3 protein-coding genes and 1 pseudogene are annotated in these 1,714 nt (G+C 63.0%); 2 read left to right on the forward strand and 2 right to left on the reverse strand.

Going from position 1 to position 1,714, the window contains the following annotated elements; genetic code table 11:
* Positions 1–364, forward strand: a 364-nt coding sequence (locus LQV45_RS30210; protein ID WP_230010894.1) for a DUF6226 family protein, incomplete at its 5' end; no start/stop codon positions are given.
* Between the two features lie 129 nt (positions 365–493).
* Here the strand turns inward: LQV45_RS30210 and LQV45_RS30215 are convergent.
* The gene (locus LQV45_RS30215) at positions 494–697 is read right to left on the reverse strand and encodes a cold-shock protein (RefSeq protein ID WP_011690916.1); all 204 of its coding nucleotides are present in this window, start codon (positions 695–697) and stop codon (positions 494–496) included.
* Between the two features lie 322 nt (positions 698–1,019).
* Here LQV45_RS30215 and LQV45_RS30220 point away from each other — a divergent pair, with 322 nt between their 5' ends.
* Entirely contained in the window at positions 1,020–1,403 is a 384-nt protein-coding gene (locus tag LQV45_RS30220) for a TfoX/Sxy family protein (RefSeq protein ID WP_230010896.1), read from the forward strand.
* Between the two features lie 5 nt (positions 1,404–1,408).
* Here the strand turns inward: LQV45_RS30220 and LQV45_RS30225 are convergent.
* Positions 1,409–1,714 (reverse strand): annotated as a pseudogene (locus tag LQV45_RS30225) (hypothetical protein); the annotation flags it as partial.

The raw sequence follows: 1,714 nt of genomic DNA on the forward strand, positions 1-1,714 counted from the left end.
TTCCGGAGCGGCGCCATTGACGTTTGTACTGACCGGCTACCCGGGCGTTGTGGTCCACGCCGGCGTGCTGCACGACTTCCCGTTTCCCGTGTGCGGCTGCGACGCGTGCGACGAGACGGCTGAGACAACAGCAGACCGGATGGAGCGGGCGGTGCTCTCGGTCGCGGCCGGCGGATACACCGAACGCTACCCGGTTGGCAGCCGGCGGTGGAGCGAATACGCACTCAGCGCGTTCGACGGCTCGGGTTCGGAAAGCGGTAGTGGCGAACCAGGCCCCGTCGCCCCCGCCCGACTCCACGGGGCTGAGATCCGGCTGCGGGATGTAGTCGGTTCGTGGAGTCCGTGGCCGCTGCGCGGGAGCTGAACGTCGACGGCGGTGCCGCGCCGCCGTCGTCGTCCTGCTCTTGGAAGCACCGATGGGTTAAAAAAAGCAGGGCCCGTCCGAAGACGGGCCCTGCTCGAAACCTAACGGTCCCGGGTATCTAAAAGGAAATTAGATAGCCTGGATGTTGGTGGCCTGGGGACCCTTGGGGCCCTGCTCGGTTTCGAAGGAGACCTTCTGGTTCTCTTCGAGGGAGCGGAAGCCGGAGGAGTTGATCGCAGAGTAGTGTGCGAAAACGTCCTGTGAGGAGTCATCGGGGGAAATGAAGCCGAAGCCCTTTTCAGCGTTAAACCATTTGACGGTACCAGTAGCCATTATTTTTGTCCTTCGTGAAGGTGGAGGAACTGTCCCGACTTTCGGGTCCTCCTGTTTGGGGTGCTCAAAACCGCTGCTTCAGAAGAACAAGGTCTTGCAACCTTGCGTACTGCCTGAACTACGAACTGCATAAACACAACAACAGAATCAACTGTACAGGAGATTCCGGACGCCATTTACCACGGCCCCGTCGAGCCACCCTCCGCGGCAACCCGTCCGGCACCGCGCCAGCCGACTGCGCGCCCCGCCTGTCCCGTGCCCGGCCGCGGGCATATCCTGCAGGAAGACCAGGCCGCGACCGTCAGTTACCGGAGGAACCCCCATGGAAATGCCGAAAGCGTCCGACGCCGACAAGGAACACTTCCGCTCGGTGCTCCCGGACCATCCCGACGTGGTCATCAAGCCAATGTTCGGAAACCTGGGGGCGTTCGTGCACGGCAACATGTTCGCCGGCCTGTTCGGCCCCACCGTCGGCGTGAAGCTGGCCGAGGCGGACAAGGAGATGCTTGAAAGCACCGAGCGGACCGTTCCGTTCGGGCCGGCCGAGCGTCCGATGGGCGGCTACACCGGGCTGCCCGAGATCTGGAATGCCGAGGGCGACGGCGATGAGGCGCGGGCCAGGGCCTGGGTGGAGAAAGCGTTTGAGCACGTGGCCGGGCTGCCGCCCAAGGAGCCGAAGGTCTCTAAGCCCCGGCCCAAAAAGTAGGACGACTAGGGCAGCACTTCATTCACGAGTTCTGACCGGCTGCCGGTCTCCAGGTCCTCGGTAAGGGCCAGCGCACCGATCTGGGGGCAGTGATACTTATACTCCCGGGAGTTCTTTTCCAGCGGCGTCCAGTCGTAGACCTTGACGCAGTCCGTGTACGTGCCTGACTTGGTGGAGACGGTCTCGCCGGTAGCTACGGTGTCCCGCATGTCTTCCGCGTGACCAACGTAAGATTCCTGCCTGTAGGAATCGCCGACGCGTTGCTCGGCCTTCATCCAGATGCCGGCTTTTGCCTCGGCTTTTCCATGGCG

This window comes from Microbacterium sp. Bi128 (assembly GCF_918698205.1).